Here is a 16,759-nt window from a genome sequence, read left to right as displayed (position 1 = left end):
CTGCTTGTACATTGTATTTTATCGATTATTTTTTTACAAATAAAGTTCTCCGCGCATCGTTATGGTAGAGGAACCTCCAACCAGAATATCTTCTTCGCGATTCATTACTTCAATCATTGAGGGCTGTTTTAATCGTACACCCTGAAGTATTTTGTATTCTTTGTCGGATTTAGTGAATTTCTTTTGTGTTAAAAAGCCAATTAAAGGTCCTGCGGCCGTTCCTGTAGCAGGATCTTCATTTATTCCGATAATTGGGTTGAAAAATCTCGTTTCGACGATATGCTCCTCATTTTCATCAGCGATGGTGAAACAATAAAAACCTTCGAATTTATATTCTTTCGAAATTTCGATTAAAAGCTGATTGTCCGGAACAAAACTATTGAGTATCTGACTGCTTTTTATGGGAACCATGGCATGGGCAACTTCTGTATTGACTATGGTAGGAACAAAAGCATTTACATCTAAATCTTCAATTTTTAAACCAAGTGCAACTGCAATTTTATAAGTTGGAATTTCTTGCTTAATGACTGCCGATTTTTGATGCATTTGAACAAGAGGATAGAAAGTAACCGGATCTAAAGTAACGGTTAACGGAATGGCGGAATGTTTCATGATTACAAAAAGCTCACTTTCGTTTTGCTCATCAAAAATAGGCATTCCTTTTAAGAGAGCACCGCAAACAGCCCCTAGTAAATTATGTCCTGCTCCGTCAATCTCGATTCCTGTTGGGGTAAACGAACGAACCATCAGTGCTTTTTCTCTTGTAGAATAATAAACAAAAGAGGTTTCGGAGTAACCAAATTCTTTAGAGATATCCTGATATGTTTCCAGTTTTAAATTACCATCGGTAAAAACAACAGAAAGCGGATTTCCTTTATAACTTTCGTTTGAGAATACATCTAAAACGTAATATTCTAGTGTTTTTCTTCCCTCCATTTTTTATTTCTTTTTAGCTGAGATTTTTTTAGACGGATTAAAGTTAATATTTATCATTTAGCAAAGCAATAGTTGTTACAACATTCGTTTTTGTTCGGCACTTATCTGTATTGCTTTTTCTAATCTTGAAAGTCTGGTTTTTTCTTGTTTGGCACTCATGATCCAGTGAATCATTACTTTTCTGTACGAGGGTGCCTGATGGCTAAAATATTCCCAGGCTGTTTTGTTAGCTTTAAATTGTTTTTCAAATTCCGGGTCAAGCAGGTAGGCTTCTCTTTCATGCGAGTAGATTTTAGATCTTTCTTCAGATCTTAATTCGAAAGCCTTTAAGCCTTCGGAGAGCATGAGTCCGGCCTTAGTGAGTTCTTCTACTTTTTTGATATTGATGGCACTCCAGATACTGGATTTTTTTCTGGGTGTGAAACGTATCGTATAACTTTCTTCATCGACAGCTCTTCGAACGCCATCGATCCAGCCAAAACAAAGCGCCTGATCAACAGATTCTGACCAGGTCATGCACGGTTTTTTGGTACTCACTTTATAAAAACCAACTAAAAGTTCGGTTTCTTTTTGATAGTGTTTTTCTAACCATGCTCTGAATTTTTCGGGTGTTGAGAAGAAGGTTGGTGTCATTATTCCGTTTTAGTTTTTAATGGAGGTGGGGGTGGTGGGGGAAGAATTGTACTTAAATCGCCAAAGTCAATGACCTGTTTTGTTGGAATAAATTTTAAATGATCTTTAAACTTGGATAAAGAGTTAATAAAATTATAAAGCTCTTTAGGAGCAGTATGTCCGTATACAAATATCGATTTGTTTTTATTATTATTTGAAATGTTAAGCAGATAGGCGCTGCCATCACACAAATTATTCTGTGAATATTCACTTTTAAATTTATTGATGTTTAAACTTTGAAGATGCTTGTATAGTTTTTCTTTTATATTACCATTAATTATGGCATAGAAATTTTCTTTTGGTTCGGGATATCTTCTTTGAAGAAAAATAGTATCGCTATTATTGAACTTAATTGAATTATCATGATGTAAACCAGCATATGAAAAAACGAAGCTATCAAACGGGAAATTCTTAACTTCTGTTTTTTTAGAACAAGATATTAGTAATAAAATTAATAGAAGAGATGTAGATATTATCTTCATAGTGAACTGTTTATTTTTTTGATTCAGAAAAGAAAACGGGCGGATCAAAAGTACTAAATAATTGTCTTTGCAATAAGTTCTTTATCTTTGTAAACGCAATTTAATAAAATGAAATCATGGCGAAAGGACCTGAAAAAAACGGCAAAAACAAGGCTTTGCATACCAAATTGCTAAAACGCAAAAAAGCTAAAGTTCAGGAAGAGAAAAGAGAGCGTGCTTTAAAATTAAAGGCTTTAGTAGCAAAAATGAATCAGAAAAAAAATACGGATGAATATGATCTTATTTAGATTGGAACGTGTTTTCTGCCTTCTCTGTTTTGAGCACAAAGACTGTGTTTCTGTTAATTAAAATAGGGTCTGGATTATTCCCTTTTGGGTAAAACGTAAAAAAAGCAGTAAACAATTATATGTTTACTGCTTTTTTAAATCTGAAGAAAGGTTCTATTTCGAGAGTGAAAATACCTTGTAACTGATAGTAACTGATATCATATTGGTTTTACCTTGAAGGGTGGGGCCGGTGTAATTATTGGAACTATCAAAACTGTGTGTTTGGACATCTTCCAGTAAATTAGCCAACCCTAAACTATATCTCAAGTCAAACCTGAAGTCATTGTATCCGCCTGTTAGTCCTAGTCCTAGCCCATAATTGAATTTAGAACTGTCTTGTAGATCGGATTCATTTAATAAATAGGGTAAATAGTATTGATTAGTAACATCAGCACCTTTTGATGGTGTAATTGGGTCAACGTATGAAACGAAAGCACCTGCCTGAGGTCCAAGGAAAAATCTGTCCTCTTCTGGTTTTAAAATGTAATAGTTAACATAAGCTCCAAAACTTATGTCGGAATATTTGTATTTCGAGTTTTTTGCTTCTTCAAAATTATCCTCGACATATTTTACATCTAATATATTTTGTTTGTATGCAAACTCGAATTGAAAATTGTAATTTTCATGATAACCCAAATGGTACTGTGCTCCAACTGTAAAACCAGGTTTAGAATCAGTGAGTAAATCAGATGATTTTAAATTGTTTTGAGAAAAGCCTGCCGAAATATATACTCCTCTGGGAGCTTGAGCATATGTAGATAAATTATATAATAGTATTGTGATAAAAAGTAGTATGTTTTTTTTCATTATTGTAGATGTTATTGGCATTTAATATATTCTGTGTCGAAGAAAAAGGATAAGATTTCTCGATTATTTTGGTCGTGTAGATCATATTTGCTTAGCTTGGTCATTAAGGCAGGGCAATCCGAAAAGTACTTTTTAATGAATGGAGAGATCTCTCCTCGAAGTGCTATTTTTCCTTCTGTGTTTGTTGATGTACCGTTAATTTGATCTAAAATAGTTTCATTATTATCAATTAAATACAATTCATAAAAAGTTTTTTTAAAGCCTTCTACATGGTGTCCCTGAATTGTTTCTATAATATAGGCAAGACCAACAAGTTTTCGATCGTTTTTTTCGCCATATACAAAATATACATCTGCTTTTTTCTTTTGGTTTAGATGAAACGATTTTAGTAAAGAGGGGCCTATAACGGCATGATCGAGATCTTCAAATTTGATATACTTTTCCCAACTCTTGCCAAGGTTTACATACGATATTCGCTTATCTACCAGGAGTATGTCTGTAACTTCATCACGAGTAAGTATCTTGTTTCCTTTTTTGTCAACTATGTAGGAGTTTTGCGCAAAAGAATTTGAAAATGTAAAAATTAAAATTAGTACTAATAGTTTCATTTTAATTTTCTGTTATAGTTGTTGAAGCATTTAATGTAAAAGAAGATGGTTTAAAAATTACATTACAGAATGCTGCTGTCAGTTTTCCATTTGAAGAAGATATATACACGACTCCTTCGCGGGCGCGAGCAAGATCTAAGTAATTAAAGCTTACGCAAACTTCATTTTTTTCCATGAAAGAAGTGGGACAGGAACTGCAAATAGTATAAATGCCGGGAACTGGTTTTACATCATTAGCAAATTCTATCCTTAGATCGCCCTGAGACGAGCTGGCAGTCATTGTGAAATTATCAGTTCTGTTGGATGTGGATACTGAATTAAATTTTATTGGAGCGAAAGAACCTGTGAAAACAATGGTATTTTTGTTGGTAGTGCAAGGAATATTGGGAGCATTAACTTCAACAAGCAATTTACTTTCGATACTTTCGCAGATTCCTTTTGTTGTTTTTAAGGTGTATTCTCCTGCCATAGCAGATGTAACATTTTTAATAATTGGATTTTGAAGGTTGGACTGAAAATTATTAGGACCAGACCAATTGTATTTAACTTCAAAACCATCATTAAAGGGGGTTTCCAGCTCCAAAGTTGCGCCTGGTACTAATGGGGAGTTACTGCTGATTTCTGCAGTAGGAAGATAACATGTTACAGCATCAGTGGAAGAACAGCTCCCAAACAGGAGTGTGCAGAGGCTTGGAATGAGAAGAAGTAGTTTTTGCTTCATAAAAATGGTGGGAGTAATATTTGTTTTGATTAAAAGAGCGCAAAAGTATGTTTTTTATTAAGTTTTTACCTAGATTTTAAAGAGAAAAATAGCTGCTAATCTTATGTTTCCGGTAAGTAGTTCGTTTGCTTTTGTTTAGGTTCTAAGTCTTTTAATCTGAATTCCTTTTTCTTTAAATTATAGATTTTGTTCTCTGTTTATTTTATCCGAAATTTGCATCAAACACACTTAAATAAATTCAAAATGGAAGAATTTGGCAGAATAATAGTTTCTGAAACGGCAATGAACAGTGAGAATCTGCAGGATGTGATTCACTCGAATATTTCGGTAATCAATTTAATGCGTGAAGAAGGGGTCGATGATGAGTTCATCCATGAAGATGCTTTGATGAGTTATTATTTAGATTTCTATTGGTCACAATATACAGAAGGGAATTTTGCTCAGTTTGTCTATAAATCAGGTTGGAACAAAGAATTAAACGAACTTATTGAAGAAGGTCTGACTTTAATTGGTGCCGAAAAACACTTGGAATTGTTTCAGCAGCAAAGCAAAAAAGTGAGATTGATGAGCAGTGTAAAACTCAATAAATTTTTAAGCGGAAAATTGGAAGGCGTAAACCCAATACGTGATTTACTGAATAACGATGCGTTTTATGAATTAGAAGAAAACCTGGTGAGACTAAATGCCGATTTTTTAAAAAATCATCCCGATTTCGAAGTGCTTTCTGTCGATGATATGTTCGCGACTTTGGAGGAATTTGTGGGACATGAGATTAAGAGAGTTTAGTTTTTTAGGTTCAGAGGGGCAAAGGTTCAGAGGTTTTAGTTGGGTTTTGTCACAGAGATTCGCGGAGTTTTTCACAAAGCTTCACAAAGTTAACCGAAAAGAGCCTTTGGCTCGAGACATATTGTTGGGATGGATTTTAATCCATCCTGAAAGAAAACAAATAATTTTACCTGAAATTACATTTTCCGTCTAATCAATAAAATCTTGAGAAAACAAATTTCCATTTGTAAAAAGGCGGTTTTTGCCTTGCTGTTCTTGCCGATAGTTTTATCCGGTCAGGTGAACAATACAGATACAACTGATAATGTTACCCGTTATTATTACGACGATCAGGTAGTTTCGGTGCAAATTTGGTACGGAGCAGATAAAAATCCGGACAGTACCAAAACATATTATCCGAACGGAAACCTAAATGAAGTTTTTTATTACGACGAAAAAGGGCTAAAAGATTCCGACTGTTTTCAGTACAATCAGGAAGGCGAAAAGTTAGTCACCTGGAATTTTTCGCATGGGAAATTAGTTAGCAGAATTGATCACAAACTGCCTTTCAGTAAAGACAAGGAAGAGTCGGTAAAAAAAGCCCTCAAACTGCTTACTGAAATCAATGTCAAAACAAATTACAATCCCACTAAAGTGAATGATCTGTACAATCGCGGTGTGTTAAGTGTTAGTTTGGGTAATATTACGCTGGCACTTGAGGACTTAAAAAAAGTCGAATACTCGATTGATAAAGATCCTAAAAATAAAAGTATCGTTCTGGCCGATTCGTTAGAACAAAAGAAAGATTTGTTTCGAAGCAAGCTTTACGACAGATTAGCCTTTGTCTATGCATCACTCGAAATGGATAGTTTTGCGATCCAGTATTACCATAAGGCCATAAAAAGTGCTCCGGACGATTTACGAATCCTCTATAATTTTGCTTCATTGCTCCAGCGAAGAAAGATATACGATTTAGCGTGTTTTTATCTGGAGAAAATTGCAGCTGTAAAACCGGATCACGCATATGCAAGATGGAGCCTCGCGAGATTGTACAGCGATACAGGCAATTATGAGAAAGCGATGGAAAATGTTGCAAAAGCTTTTGCAGCTGAAAATACAATTGCAGGCAGAAATTCGGCTTACGGTGGCAGGGATTTAAGAACCATCCGGGGTTTAATCTATCACAAATTAGGAGAATCAAATAAAGGAATCTCCGATTTAAAAGCAGCATTAGAAACGGATAAAAACAATTCGTACGCGATGAAGAATCTGGGGGTTATTTATTTGGAGCAGCATAAATACAAAAAGGCTTGCGAGTTGTTTCAAAAAGTAAAAGAGCTCAATTATGCTCTGATTTATGATGAAACAGATTTATCAGCATTGTTGGAAAGTGCCTGCAATAATACTCCGCATGAAAATACAACTACGAAAAAACCATATGCTTTCCCGAATCCCGCAACAAGTGTAATTTCGATAAAAGACCTTAATGCCGAAAACTTTGATTATGAGTTTTTTAATTTCGAATCGGTTTCTGTTTTAAAAGGAAAAAGTACAGATGGAAAAATAGACGTCTCGACCCTGTCTGCTGGTTTTTATGTGCTTAAAGTGACTATGGCAAATTCAACAGCAAGTTTTAGGGTGATTAAAGAGTGAAGAGTGAAGAGTAATCTCTGCGTATCTCTGTGTTTTCTCTGCGAATCTCTGTGGTACAGCCTCGAAATAACTTTAGAACCAACTTTGTCATGATCTTAGGAAACATTTCCTTAAATTTGCTTCCATTATAAAAAAAATACAATAGTTATAAAAAACAAGCTATGTTACAAATCGCATTTATTAGAGAGAATCAGGAGAAAGTAATCAAGGCTTTAGCAAAACGAAATATCGATGCTAAAAGCGTTGTGGAAGAAGTGGTGCAATTAGACGAAAACCGTCGCGCAACACAAGTAGAATTAGACAACACTTTATCCGAATCTAATAAATTGTCCAAAGATATAGGGGAATTGATGAAAGCTGGCGAGAAATCGAAAGCCGCAATCTTGAAAGAGAAAACAGTTTCCTTAAAAGAAAAAAGCAAAGAATTGGGCGAAAAAGCAGAAGCTTTAGCTGCCGAATTAACCAATAAATTATACACTTTACCCAATCTTCCTGCTGATATTGTTCCCGAAGGAAAAACACCGGATGACAATCTGAACGTTTTTCAGGAAGGAGATATTCCGGTTTTGCACGAAGGAGCACAACCACACTGGGAGTTGGTGAAAAAGTATGATATCATCGATTTTGAATTGGGTGTAAAAATTACTGGAGCAGGGTTTCCGGTTTATAAAGGAAAAGGAGCCCGTTTACAGCGTGCTTTGATCAATTACTTTTTAGACAAAAATACTGCTGCCGGATACAACGAAGTTCAGGTACCGCATTTGGTAAACGAAGCTTCAGGTTATGGAACAGGACAATTACCGGACAAAGAAGGGCAAATGTATCATTCAACTGTTGATGATTTGTATTTGATTCCAACCGCTGAGGTTCCGGTTACGAATTTGTTTCGTGATGTGATTTTAAACGAGAGCGATTTGCCGGTTTTGCATACCGCTTATACGCCATGTTTCCGTCGTGAGGCAGGTTCTTACGGAGCTCACGTGCGTGGATTGAATCGTTTGCACCAGTTCGACAAAGTAGAAATTGTACGTGTGGAGCACCCGGATAAGTCTTATGAAGCATTAGACGGAATGGTCGAACACGTAAAAGACATTTTGAAAGAATTAAAATTACCATACCGTGTTTTACGTTTGTGTGGGGGTGATATGGGCTTCACATCTTCTTTGACTTATGATTTTGAAGTGTTTTCAACGGCACAGGATCGTTGGTTAGAAATCAGCTCAGTTTCTAACTTTGAGACTTTTCAGGCCAACCGTTTGAAATTGCGTTTCAAAGACAAAGACGGAAAAAATCAATTGGCACATACCCTAAACGGAAGTTCATTGGCATTGCCAAGAGTTTTGGCCGGAATTTTAGAAAATTACCAAACTCCGGAAGGAATCGTAGTACCGGAAGTATTACGTCCATACTGTGGATTTGATATTATAAATTAAGATTGAAATAAGGTTTACAGTCGCAGCCTCAGTTTCCAGTGAATTGCACTGAATATTGAGACTGCGACTGAATACTGTAAACCGAGACTGAATACTAAAAAAAGAGGAAGATGGGAGGGATTTTAAATTGGGACGCAGATCCCGTTATTTTTTGGATTACAGATAGTTTTCCATTAAAATATTATGGCGCTTTTTTTGCCTGCGGATTACTGCTGGGCTACGCTATAGTGCGTAATATTTACAAAAAAGAAAATCTTTCGCTCGATAATCTTGATAGTTTATTGGTTTATGTGATCGTCGGGACCATTTTGGGTGCGAGATTGGGACATTGTTTTTTTTACGAACCGTCCTATTTTTTACAGCATCCTATAGAGATTCTGTTGCCCATACAAAAAGTTGCGGGAGTTTATAAATTTGTTGGATACCAAGGGCTCGCTAGTCATGGAGGTTCAATAGGAGTTCTAATCGCTATGGTTTTATATTGCCGAAAGTATAAAGTAAAATTCCTGTGGCTTTTAGATAAAATGGCAATTGGAGTTCCGGTAACGGGAGCTTTTATCAGATTTGGAAATTTTATGAATTCTGAGATTTACGGAAAACCTACCAATGGAAACTGGGGTGTGGTTTTTCAGAGAGATGATTTGATTCCAAGACACCCGACACAGCTGTATGAAGCCTTTGCCTACCTGTTGATTTTTGTGATTTTATTGATGATGTACAAATCAGAGAAGATACGAAAAACGGATGGTTTGATCTTTGGCTATTTCCTGATGTTACTGTTTCTGGCGCGATTTATAATTGAGTTTTTCAAAGAAAATCAGGAAGCTTTCGAAAATAGTATGCTTATTAACATGGGGCAAATATTGAGTATTCCTTTTATTTTGATAGGTCTGGGACTGATTGTCTGGAAGTCTAAGAAGAATGTTCTTATTTAGTTTTCATTCGCGGTTCTCAGTCTCGGTCTACGTTGAATAATGTAAACTGCGACTGCAAACGGAGATCGAGAACTGTGACTATAAACTGTCACTGAACACTGAAAAAAAGCTAAAATATGAAAAACAGCATCATCTATATCGTCTTATTCTGGTCTGCTTTTGCATTTTCACAGAATGAACAGCTTGCGCAGTATTATTACGATAAAGGTGATTTTGAAAAAGCTAAAATCAGTTACGAAGAACTTTTAAACAGTTCGCCGTCCAATACACAATATTTTTTAAGAACAATTGACTGTTATCAGCAGTTGCAGCAGTTTGACACTGCACAGAAAGTAATTCAGGATCGTTACAACAAATACAAACAAGGCGTTTTTTTAGTAGAGTTAGGGTATAATTTCCAACTGCAGAAAAACGATGCGAAAGCCAAAAGTTACTACGAACAGGCGATCGAAAAGATTAAAACCAATCCGAATGATGTTTACGGAGTTGGTAATTCTTTTGAGAAAAAAGTATTGCTTGAGTATGCATTACGAGCCTATCAGACCGCCATGTCAATTCAGCCGAATTATAATTTCAATTTTCAAATCGGAATGTTGTACGGACAGTTAGGGCAGACGGACCAGATGATTGATCTTCTGCTGACAGAATCGTACAAAAATCCACAGAACGCAAATTTAATACAGACACAGCTGTCTCGTTTCATGAACGGTGAAACGGATAATACCGCTTTTAAAGATGCGATGCGAAAAGCTTTGATTCTGAGAACACAAAAAGATCAGGATGTGTTTTGGAATCATTATCTGAGTTGGTTTTATGTACAGCAGAAAGAATTCGGTAAAGCCTTTATTCAGGAAAAAGCAATTTACAAACGCGACCCGGAATCACTCTCAAGCATTGTTAATCTGGGACAATTTGCGTTAAATGAAGATGACACTGACACAGCAGAGGAAATTTTTAATTTTATTCTTCAGACGACTAAAGATCGTGATTTACTCATTCAGACAAATTCGTCTTTGATGCAGATAAAAATCGATAAAGCGCAGGAAAAAGAGTATCCATTAATCAATTCCGAACTACAACAATTGCTCATAACCTATGAAATAACTCCTTTTACCTTATCTTTGCAAATAATTCAGGCACATTTCCTGGCATTTAGTCTCAAAAAGACAGAAGAAGGTAAGGATATTATTAAAAAAGCGCTGGAATTAAATCTGAATGCCTATCAGCAGGCAGATGCGAAAATGGAACTGGCAGACATTCTGCTTTTAGAAGAGAAGTTCAATCAGGCACTTATTTATTATTCGCAAATTCAATTGGATTTGAAGAATGATGTAATGGCGCATGAAGCGAGTTTGAAAGCCGCCAAAACAAGTTATTACAAAGGTGATTTCGAGTGGGCTTTGAAACAGTTTAAAGAATTGAAGGCGGCAAATACGCAATTAATTGCCAATGATGCACTCGAGTATTTTTTACTGATCAACGACAATACAGTTGCCGATTCAACACAAACCGCTTTGAAGCAGTTTGCCAAAGGTGATTTTTTGATGTATCAGAATAAAAAGCAGGAAGCAATAGCTCAGTTTCAAGGGATATTGAAAACGTTTAAAGGGCAGGAAATTGAAGCTGTTACAATGTTGCGTTTAGGTAAAATTTACGAAAGCCTGAAGGATTACACCTCAGCTTTGGCGCAGTACCAGCAGATTATTGACTATCATGGTGACGGAATTTATATCGACGAAGCCTTGTTTTTCTCTGCAGAAATTTACAACGACGAATTGCATAATGCAGAAAAGGCAAAGCCTTTATATGAGAAGGTAATTTTTAATCATCAGGACAGTATTTACTTTGTTGATGCCAGAAAAAAATACCGGGAGTTAAGAGGAGACAAGAATTTATAATTTAGCTCATTAGACTTCTTAGATTTTAGATCACTTAGATTGTTTAGATCTCAAAATATCTCAGCATCTAAGTTTAATAAGCATTAATCTAACATTCTAAGAAGTCTAAGAAGTCTAACAATCTAGAAAGAAAAAATGATTATTTACAACGTTACTACCAATATACACGAGAGCGTTCAGGAGCGATGGTTAAAGTGGATGCAAGAGAAACATATACCGGAAATTCTGGCCACACAAAAGTTTTCTTCGGCAAGAATTGTCAGAGTGATGATTGAGGAAGAAATGGGTGGGATTACCTATTCTGTTCAATATGTTACAGACAGCAAAGAAACGTTAGAACGTTATTATATCGAAGACGAACCGGCATTTCATAGAGAAGCGTTGGAATTATTTGCTGATAAAATGCTTTCTTTCAGAACAGAGCTGGAAGTGATTTCGGAACATTAAAAGAGATTGTTGGATTATTAGATGTTTCGAATAATCCAACAATCTAACGATCTAACAGTCTAACAATCTAAGAAAAGATGGAGATTCGGTTTCAAACAAAAGAAGAAAGCAACAAACAGCAACAGGAAGATTTCCTGAAGTTGTCTAAAACCGAAAGAGTTTACGCTTTTTTTCGTTTGATGGAACAGGTAAGCAGGTTTCCGATTAAGAATAAAGAGGATAAGAATAAAGATAATTTTCTCATTGTGATTAAACCAAAATAGGATGTCAAAATTGTGGAATCAAAACATTGATGAATTTATCACTTTAGCCAATAAACATCAGGTTCGTATGCTTATGGTAGGTGGAGGAGCGGTTAATTTTCATGGTTATCAGCGACATTCAGCAGATGTTGATTTTTGGATCGAGACAACAGCAGAGAATTTTAAAAGACTGATTCTTGTTTTTAACGATATGGGGTATGAAATTGATGATTTTCCTGATAATGTGAAAAGACAAGAACAGAATATATCCGTTAAATTTTCGCCTACAGACTTAGATTTGGAGTTAATTACCAGATTTTCGGTAAATAAAACTTTTGATGAGGCTTATAGGGATAGTGAAGAAACAACGGTTAGTGATAAAACATTTTTAAAATGGAATGTTTTATCACTGGAAGACCTGATTACAAGTAAGATTAAAGCGAACAGAGCTAAAGATTTACTCGATATTCAGCAGCTTCGTGAAATAAATAAGAAGTAGATGATTTGATTGTTAGAGTATTCGATATTTTAATAATCTAACAATCTAGGGAGTCTGACAATCTAAGAATCTAGAAAAGAGAATGGAAAAAGTAAAAGCTAAAAAACATTTAGGACAACACTTTTTAAAGGATGAAAGTATCGCCAAAGCAATTGCAGATACCTTAAGCCTGAACGGATATGATGAGGTTTTAGAGATAGGGCCGGGGATGGGTGTGTTGACTAAGTATTTGCTTGACAAACCAATTAATACACACGTGATCGAGATCGACACAGAATCGGTGGCGTATTTAGGTGAAAATTATCCAAAATTAAAAGATAACATTATTTCTCAGGATTTCCTGAAGTACAATATTAATGAGGTTTACGAGAACAAGCAATTTGCTATTATCGGAAACTTCCCTTATAATATTTCAACACAGATTGTTTTTAGAACTTTAGAATTTAAACATCAGATTCCGGAATTTTCGGGGATGTTTCAAAAAGAAGTTGCAGAACGAATCTGCGAGAAAAAAGGATCAAAGGCTTACGGAATCTTATCCGTTCTGGCCCAGGCTTTCTATACTACAGAGTACCTGTTTACAGTAGATGAAAACGTCTTTATTCCTCCGCCCAAGGTGAAGTCGGGTGTGATGAGAATGACCCGAAAGGAAGATTATAGTCTTCCTTGTGGAGAAAAATTGTTTTTCACAGTAGTGAAAACGGCTTTTCAGCAAAGACGAAAAACATTACGTAACAGTTTGAAAACATTAAATTTAACTGATAAGTTGCGAGAAGACACTATCTTTGATAAACGTCCTGAACAGCTTAGCGTAGAAGAATTTATTGAACTGACTCAAAAAATAGAAGCCGATGGAGTTCAAAGTTAGCAAAGACTTAATCCAACAATTAGAAGAGCACATTGTTAAGAAAAATGACAAGGAACTTGAAATTTTACTTAATGATTTGCACCATGCTGATATAGCCGAAATTCTGGACGAGCTGGATTTCGACGATGCTACCTATATTTTTAAGGTTTTAGATAGTGATAAAACGGCCGAGATTCTTCTGGAACTAGAAGATGATCTTCGTGAAAACATCTTAAGCCGTCTGTCGCCTAAAGAGATTGCAGAAGAGCTTGATGAGCTGGAAACTAATGATGCGGCCGATATTATTGCCGAACTTTCGCAGGACATTAAAGCAGAGGTAATCTCTGAGTTAAACGACGTTGAGCATGCTAAAGACATTGTCGAATTATTGCGTTACGACGAGAATACTGCCGGAGGTTTGATGGGAAAAGAGCTGGTGAAAGTTAATGAAAACTGGAATGTTCTTACCTGTGTCAAAGAAATGCGTATTCAGGCCGAGAATGTTTCCAGAGTACATTCAATTTATGTCGTTGACGATGAGAATCGTTTGAAAGGCAGGCTGTCTCTTAAAGATTTATTGACCACTTCTACCAAAACACAGATCGGAGATATTTACATCAGAAAGTTAAATTTTGTAAATGTTGATACCGAAGATGTTGAAGTTGCCCGTATCATGCAGAAGTATGACTTAGAAGCAATTCCGGTGGTAGACGAGTTAGGCCGTTTGGCAGGAAGAATTACTATCGATGATATCGTAGACGTAATTAAGGACGAAGCTGATAAAGATTATCAGTTGGCAGCGGGTATTACACAAGACGTTGAATCTAACGATAGTGTTCTGGAATTGACCAAGGCACGTTTGCCATGGCTTTTAATTGGAATGGTAATCGAAATTGTGGCATCATTTGTACTAAAGGGTAACGAAGCCACTTTTCAGAAATATTCAACTCTGATTATTTTTGTGCCGTTGCTTTCTGCGACAGCAGGTAACATTGGAGTTCAGGCTTCGGCAATCGTTGTGCAGGGTTTGGCAAACGGAACATTAAAAGAATTCAGCAGAGGATATTTTAGCAAGGAGATAACCGTTTCGATGATTTCGGGAACTATTATTTCATTACTTTTACTGGGATATCATTCCATTATGTACCAACAATACCTGGTAGGAATGGCCATTTCAATTTCGATGATTGTAGTAATTTTGTTTGCAGCGACTCTGGGAACTTTAGTGCCGTTGTTTTTACATAAAAATAAAATCGATCCCGCTATTGCAACAGGACCTTTTATCACCACAACCAATGACGTATTTGGTATTATGCTCTACTTCGGAGTAGCCAAACTTATTCTTGGATTCTAAGTTTTTGCAACAAATTAATAGATAAGAGTGATTATTGATCTCTAAAATCGGCGTAATTTGTAACCCAATAATTCGCTATTAACCAGCCAAATAAAAGCAATGAAAGTACACATTATAGGAGGCGGAAACCTCGGGGTTTCTATTGCCTTGGGAATTGCTAAATTCTCTAAAAATAATCAGGTTACCGTTACAAGAAGAAACACCGCCAGTATTCAGTATTTATCAGAGTATGGAATTACGGTTTCATCAGATAATAAACATACTATTCAGGAAGCTGATGTGGTTATTTTAACCATAAAACCCTATCAGGTAGACACTGTTTTAGCAGAGATTTTGCCTGTTATTAAAGGAAAAACAATTGCCTCGGCTGTAAGTGGATTGTCTCTGGACATGCTTCAGTCTAAAACCAATAATGAATTTGCAGTAGTTAGAATTATGCCCAATATTGCTGCGCAGTTTGGTGAATCGGCAACCTGTATTTCTTTTCCTGAACAAGACAGAGAAAAAGCATTACCAATTGTTGATTTGTTTCAGGATTTGGGGACTGCTCCGGTAATTGACGAAAAATTAATGGATGCAGCAACCGTTCTTGGCGCATGCGGAACAGCCTATGCCTTAAGATATATTCGCGCTTCTATGCAGGCCGGAATCGAAATTGGATTTGATTCTAATACGGCTTTGGCTATCGCTGCTCAAACGGTCAAAGGAGCGGCAAAAATGTTACTGGAGGAACAAGTACACCCCGAACAATTAATCGACCGTGTAACGACGCCTCAGGGTTGTACAATTGTAGGTTTGAATGAAATGGAGCATAATGGTTTCAGCTCATCGCTAATCAAAGGAATTAAGACCTCTTTGAAGCAAATCAAAGGATAGTTATAAACGATATTATTTTAAAAATCCAAATTCCAGGTGTTGATACATTGGAATTTGGATTTTGTGTTTTTTAGAGTTTTGTAGAATTAATTGTTTTATGAAAAACTAGGCCTTCTTTTTCTTCGACAAAGTAAACTTTAGATAGAATAATCCAAAAAGACCTGAAAGCACAGAGGCAATCAGAATAGCGATCTTCGAGAAAACAATAATTTCAGGATCTTTGAAAGCCAGAATAGTGATGAAGATGGACATGGTAAAACCAATTCCGCCCAGCATTCCGGCACCTAGTATATGAGCCCATTTTAAGTTTTTAGGCAAGCTGCACAATCCAAGACTTACACCAATAGCCGAGAAAAGTAAAATTCCTAAAGGTTTCCCTACTACGAGCCCCAGGATAATTCCAAATGTATTAGGGTGATTCAAACCTTCATGCCAGTCCGACTGAATAGCGATACAGGTATTCGCAACAGCAAACAAAGGCAGAATAAAAAAAGCAACCGGTTTGTGTAGAAAATGCTGCAATTTATAAGAAACAGAATTTTCATCGCCACTTCCAAATGGAATTACAAAAGCTAGAATAACTCCCGTGATGGTAGCATGAACACCTGAGTTTAGCATGAAATACCACATTACAACACCTCCGATAAGATACGGGATAAGGTTGTGAACTTTCAAACGATTCAAAACAAACAAGAAAACCCAGATTCCCAACGCAATTGCAAGATTTATAAATGCGATTGAGGTTGTATAAAATATAGCAATAACGATTATGGCTCCCAAATCATCTATAACAGCTAAGGCAGTTAAAAAAACTTTTAGCGACGAAGGAACTTTTTTTCCTAAGAGAGATAAGATTCCAATAGCAAAAGCGATGTCGGTTGCCATTGGGATTCCTGCTCCGTTTTGAGTTGCTGTTCCAAAATTTAAAATCAGAAAAATACCGGCAGGCACTAGCATGCCTCCTAAGGCAGCCATGATAGGTAAAGATGCATTTTTAATATTGGACAATTCACCATGATAAATCTCTCTTTCTAATTCTAAGCCAATTAACAAAAAGAAAATAGCCATTAAACCATCATTAATCCAGTGTGTAATTGAATGTCCGTTGAGGTCTTTTTCCCAGAAAGCAATATATTCCGTTTGATAAGATGAATTGGCAAGATAAAGCGATATGATGGTGACAAAAAGCAGGAGTAGTCCTCCTGATTTTTCATTGTTGAAGAAGGCTTTAAAAGTTTTTGTTAATTTCATTTTTATA

General features: G+C 36.1%; 19 protein-coding genes. 12 read left to right on the top strand and 7 right to left on the bottom strand.

Translation table 11 applies throughout. The annotated features are described in order from the left end of the window. Nucleotides 1–33 precede the first annotated feature (33 nt). The 3 genes from LNQ34_RS07630 to LNQ34_RS07620 all read right to left on the bottom strand — a co-directional run bounded on the left by LNQ34_RS07630 (nucleotide 34) and on the right by LNQ34_RS07620 (nucleotide 2,090). Entirely contained in the window at nucleotides 34–936 is a 903-nt protein-coding gene (locus LNQ34_RS07630; RefSeq protein ID WP_089076052.1) for a PhzF family phenazine biosynthesis protein, read from the bottom strand. A 75-nt stretch (nucleotides 937–1,011) separates the two neighbouring features. Then, nucleotides 1,012–1,569, bottom strand: coding sequence for a YdeI/OmpD-associated family protein (locus LNQ34_RS07625; protein ID WP_229999113.1), 558 nt, complete (start codon nucleotides 1,567–1,569; stop codon nucleotides 1,012–1,014). Further along, nucleotides 1,569–2,090, bottom strand: coding sequence for a DUF6438 domain-containing protein (locus LNQ34_RS07620; protein WP_229999112.1), 522 nt, complete (start codon nucleotides 2,088–2,090; stop codon nucleotides 1,569–1,571). The genes LNQ34_RS07625 and LNQ34_RS07620 overlap by 1 nt, the downstream gene beginning before the upstream one ends. Before the next feature lie 116 nt (nucleotides 2,091–2,206). On the opposite strand from LNQ34_RS07620, the gene LNQ34_RS07615 reads away from it, so the two are divergent. Then, nucleotides 2,207–2,377, top strand: coding sequence for a hypothetical protein (locus tag LNQ34_RS07615; protein WP_229999111.1), 171 nt, complete (start codon nucleotides 2,207–2,209; stop codon nucleotides 2,375–2,377). Nucleotides 2,378–2,530: 153 nt separating this feature from the next. On the opposite strand, the gene LNQ34_RS07610 is transcribed toward LNQ34_RS07615, so the two are convergent. The 3 genes from LNQ34_RS07610 to LNQ34_RS07600 are packed head-to-tail and all read right to left on the bottom strand — an operon-like array spanning nucleotide 2,531 to nucleotide 4,552. Beyond that, nucleotides 2,531–3,223, bottom strand: coding sequence for an outer membrane beta-barrel protein (locus LNQ34_RS07610; RefSeq protein ID WP_229999110.1), 693 nt, complete (start codon nucleotides 3,221–3,223; stop codon nucleotides 2,531–2,533). Between the two features lie 11 nt (nucleotides 3,224–3,234). Beyond that, nucleotides 3,235–3,831 carry a hypothetical protein gene (locus LNQ34_RS07605; RefSeq protein WP_202704215.1) on the bottom strand — a complete coding sequence of 199 codons (597 nt, stop codon included), beginning with the start codon at nucleotides 3,829–3,831 and terminating at the stop codon, nucleotides 3,235–3,237. Between the two features lies 1 nt (nucleotide 3,832). Beyond that, nucleotides 3,833–4,552, bottom strand: a complete 720-nt coding sequence (locus tag LNQ34_RS07600) for a hypothetical protein (RefSeq protein ID WP_229999109.1) — start codon at nucleotides 4,550–4,552, stop codon at nucleotides 3,833–3,835. Between the two features lie 243 nt (nucleotides 4,553–4,795). Here LNQ34_RS07600 and LNQ34_RS07595 point away from each other — a divergent pair, with 243 nt between their 5' ends. The 11 genes from LNQ34_RS07595 to proC all read left to right on the top strand — a co-directional run bounded on the left by LNQ34_RS07595 (nucleotide 4,796) and on the right by proC (nucleotide 15,501). Next, nucleotides 4,796–5,338 (top strand): DMP19 family protein, encoded by a 543-nt coding sequence (locus tag LNQ34_RS07595; RefSeq protein ID WP_202704217.1) that lies wholly within the window; start codon nucleotides 4,796–4,798, stop codon nucleotides 5,336–5,338. A gap of 204 nt (nucleotides 5,339–5,542) precedes the next feature. Further along, nucleotides 5,543–6,970 carry a T9SS type A sorting domain-containing protein gene (locus tag LNQ34_RS07590; RefSeq protein WP_229999108.1) on the top strand — a complete coding sequence of 476 codons (1,428 nt, stop codon included), beginning with the start codon at nucleotides 5,543–5,545 and terminating at the stop codon, nucleotides 6,968–6,970. Nucleotides 6,971–7,131: 161 nt separating this feature from the next. Next, nucleotides 7,132–8,403: a serine--tRNA ligase gene (gene serS / locus LNQ34_RS07585; RefSeq protein ID WP_202702767.1), complete on the top strand. Its 1,272-nt coding sequence runs from the start codon at nucleotides 7,132–7,134 to the stop codon at nucleotides 8,401–8,403. Between the two features lie 110 nt (nucleotides 8,404–8,513). Continuing rightward, entirely contained in the window at nucleotides 8,514–9,338 is an 825-nt protein-coding gene (gene lgt / locus LNQ34_RS07580; RefSeq protein WP_202702766.1) for a prolipoprotein diacylglyceryl transferase, read from the top strand. A 116-nt stretch (nucleotides 9,339–9,454) separates the two neighbouring features. Then, nucleotides 9,455–11,236, top strand: a complete 1,782-nt coding sequence (locus LNQ34_RS07575; RefSeq protein WP_202702765.1) for a tetratricopeptide repeat protein — start codon at nucleotides 9,455–9,457, stop codon at nucleotides 11,234–11,236. Nucleotides 11,237–11,371: 135 nt separating this feature from the next. Further along, nucleotides 11,372–11,683 carry a DUF4286 family protein gene (locus tag LNQ34_RS07570; protein ID WP_202702764.1) on the top strand — a complete coding sequence of 104 codons (312 nt, stop codon included), beginning with the start codon at nucleotides 11,372–11,374 and terminating at the stop codon, nucleotides 11,681–11,683. A 77-nt stretch (nucleotides 11,684–11,760) separates the two neighbouring features. Then, entirely contained in the window at nucleotides 11,761–11,946 is a 186-nt protein-coding gene (locus LNQ34_RS07565) for a hypothetical protein (protein ID WP_017495903.1), read from the top strand. 1 nt (nucleotide 11,947) lies between these two features. Further along, the gene (locus LNQ34_RS07560; protein WP_229999107.1) at nucleotides 11,948–12,424 is read left to right on the top strand and encodes a nucleotidyl transferase AbiEii/AbiGii toxin family protein; all 477 of its coding nucleotides are present in this window, start codon (nucleotides 11,948–11,950) and stop codon (nucleotides 12,422–12,424) included. A gap of 82 nt (nucleotides 12,425–12,506) precedes the next feature. Next, nucleotides 12,507–13,292: a 16S rRNA (adenine(1518)-N(6)/adenine(1519)-N(6))-dimethyltransferase RsmA gene (gene rsmA, locus LNQ34_RS07555; protein ID WP_017495904.1), complete on the top strand. Its 786-nt coding sequence runs from the start codon at nucleotides 12,507–12,509 to the stop codon at nucleotides 13,290–13,292. Further along, nucleotides 13,276–14,625 (top strand): magnesium transporter, encoded by a 1,350-nt coding sequence (gene mgtE / locus LNQ34_RS07550; protein WP_017495905.1) that lies wholly within the window; start codon nucleotides 13,276–13,278, stop codon nucleotides 14,623–14,625. Before rsmA ends, mgtE begins: the two co-directional genes overlap by 17 nt. Nucleotides 14,626–14,724: 99 nt before the next feature. Then, a complete protein-coding gene (gene proC, locus LNQ34_RS07545; protein ID WP_202702762.1) occupies nucleotides 14,725–15,501 on the top strand; it encodes a pyrroline-5-carboxylate reductase in 777 nt (258 codons plus the stop codon). 105 nt (nucleotides 15,502–15,606) lie between these two features. On the opposite strand, the gene nhaA is transcribed toward proC, so the two are convergent. Next, nucleotides 15,607–16,752 carry a Na+/H+ antiporter NhaA gene (nhaA, locus tag LNQ34_RS07540; protein WP_202702761.1) on the bottom strand — a complete coding sequence of 382 codons (1,146 nt, stop codon included), beginning with the start codon at nucleotides 16,750–16,752 and terminating at the stop codon, nucleotides 15,607–15,609. Between the last annotated feature and the right edge of the window lie 7 nt (nucleotides 16,753–16,759).

Source organism: Flavobacterium lipolyticum (genome assembly GCF_020905335.1).
In the GTDB taxonomy this organism is placed as follows: Bacteria; Bacteroidota; Bacteroidia; order Flavobacteriales; family Flavobacteriaceae; genus Flavobacterium; species Flavobacterium lipolyticum.
Note: the sequence above shows the minus strand (reverse complement) of the source record. Positions and strands in the feature narration are given on the sequence as shown.

What these genes read in the sequence shown, in the direction of transcription:
- LNQ34_RS07570 (WP_202702764.1), top strand. Translation starts at nt 11,372, where the DNA reads ATGATTATTTACAACGTTACTACCAATATACACGAGAGCGTTCAGGAG.
- nhaA (WP_202702761.1), bottom strand. Translation starts at nt 16,752, where the DNA reads ATGAAATTAACAAAAACTTTTAAAGCCTTCTTCAACAATGAAAAATCA.
- LNQ34_RS07575 (WP_202702765.1), top strand. Translation starts at nt 9,455, where the DNA reads ATGAAAAACAGCATCATCTATATCGTCTTATTCTGGTCTGCTTTTGCA.
- lgt (WP_202702766.1), top strand. Translation starts at nt 8,514, where the DNA reads ATGGGAGGGATTTTAAATTGGGACGCAGATCCCGTTATTTTTTGGATT.
- LNQ34_RS07620 (WP_229999112.1), bottom strand. Translation starts at nt 2,090, where the DNA reads ATGAAGATAATATCTACATCTCTTCTATTAATTTTATTACTAATATCT.
- LNQ34_RS07605 (WP_202704215.1), bottom strand. Translation starts at nt 3,831, where the DNA reads ATGAAACTATTAGTACTAATTTTAATTTTTACATTTTCAAATTCTTTT.
- rsmA (WP_017495904.1), top strand. Translation starts at nt 12,507, where the DNA reads ATGGAAAAAGTAAAAGCTAAAAAACATTTAGGACAACACTTTTTAAAG.
- LNQ34_RS07630 (WP_089076052.1), bottom strand. Translation starts at nt 936, where the DNA reads ATGGAGGGAAGAAAAACACTAGAATATTACGTTTTAGATGTATTCTCA.
- mgtE (WP_017495905.1), top strand. Translation starts at nt 13,276, where the DNA reads ATGGAGTTCAAAGTTAGCAAAGACTTAATCCAACAATTAGAAGAGCAC.
- LNQ34_RS07600 (WP_229999109.1), bottom strand. Translation starts at nt 4,552, where the DNA reads ATGAAGCAAAAACTACTTCTTCTCATTCCAAGCCTCTGCACACTCCTG.
- LNQ34_RS07595 (WP_202704217.1), top strand. Translation starts at nt 4,796, where the DNA reads ATGGAAGAATTTGGCAGAATAATAGTTTCTGAAACGGCAATGAACAGT.
- LNQ34_RS07615 (WP_229999111.1), top strand. Translation starts at nt 2,207, where the DNA reads ATGGCGAAAGGACCTGAAAAAAACGGCAAAAACAAGGCTTTGCATACC.
- serS (WP_202702767.1), top strand. Translation starts at nt 7,132, where the DNA reads ATGTTACAAATCGCATTTATTAGAGAGAATCAGGAGAAAGTAATCAAG.
- LNQ34_RS07625 (WP_229999113.1), bottom strand. Translation starts at nt 1,569, where the DNA reads ATGACACCAACCTTCTTCTCAACACCCGAAAAATTCAGAGCATGGTTA.
- LNQ34_RS07565 (WP_017495903.1), top strand. Translation starts at nt 11,761, where the DNA reads ATGGAGATTCGGTTTCAAACAAAAGAAGAAAGCAACAAACAGCAACAG.
- LNQ34_RS07560 (WP_229999107.1), top strand. Translation starts at nt 11,948, where the DNA reads ATGTCAAAATTGTGGAATCAAAACATTGATGAATTTATCACTTTAGCC.
- proC (WP_202702762.1), top strand. Translation starts at nt 14,725, where the DNA reads ATGAAAGTACACATTATAGGAGGCGGAAACCTCGGGGTTTCTATTGCC.
- LNQ34_RS07610 (WP_229999110.1), bottom strand. Translation starts at nt 3,223, where the DNA reads ATGAAAAAAAACATACTACTTTTTATCACAATACTATTATATAATTTA.